Annotated in this window: 1 protein-coding gene and 1 pseudogene; both read left to right on the forward strand. The window is 48.4% G+C overall.

From position 1 onward, the window contains the following. Nucleotides 1-21: 21 nt before the first annotated feature. Nucleotides 22-171, forward strand: a pseudogene (locus tag RB298_RS10285) (DUF1048 domain-containing protein); the annotation flags it as partial. 207 nt (nt 172-378) lie between these two features. Continuing rightward, a partial coding sequence (locus RB298_RS10290) for an ABC transporter ATP-binding protein (protein WP_486047015.1) occupies nt 379-839 on the forward strand: 461 nt, incomplete at its 3' end.

Here is an 839-nt window from a genome sequence, read left to right on the forward strand (position 1 = left end):
TTAATTGAGCTGTACTAAATCGGTGAGGCAGAAGGCAGACAAATGCTGAAAATCACGGGGGACGACGTGGCATCCTTTGCCGACGAGCTAGATGCTAATTCTAAAACCTATGTCACGAAGTATCGTGAAGATTTGAATCAGAGCATCATGAAACGATTGGGTAAGAAATAAATTCATTACAATAATACCGACTGATTAGCTGGTTATGCGTGTGAATTGCCACCTTCGCTATTCAGTTATATTTTTAGCCCGGTAGTAAGTAATACGGATTATCAGTCAGACTAACTAGTTGCGTTAATTTAGCTCTCAAGGCACTTAACCGTAATTTTCGAATTCTCAAGCGCGGGTCAATCGAGCTTATTATAAGGAGGAAAAAATATGAGCAATGCGGCGATTTCTGTAAAAGGCTTAAAAAAATCCTTTAAAGACAAGGAAGTCTTAAAAGGGGTGGATTTTGAAGTGCGGCGCGGCGAAATTTTCGCGCTGCTGGGCTCCAATGGAGCGGGCAAGACGACGACGGTCAACATCCTCTCGACGCTGATGAAGCCCGATGGTGGCGAAGCGACTATTTGCGGCTCTGACGTCAAGCGTCAACCGGATCATGTTCGCCAGAGCATCAGCCTGACTGGGCAGTTTGCGGCTATTGACGGCATGAACACAGGAAGGGAAAACCTCATTATGATCGCCAAGCTGAGGGGAGTTCCCAATCCTGCGCAAGTCGCTGACAATCTGCTTGCCAAATTCAGCCTGACCGATGCGGCGGGCCGCCGGGCGGACCAATATTCAGGCGGGATGAAGCGCCGGCTTGACATCGCCATGAGCCTGATCGGGAGTCCAGC

It is taken from the genome of Priestia sp. BR_2 (assembly GCF_041954005.1).
Classification (GTDB): domain Bacteria; phylum Bacillota; class Bacilli; order Paenibacillales; family Paenibacillaceae; genus Paenibacillus_AQ; species Paenibacillus_AQ lautus_A.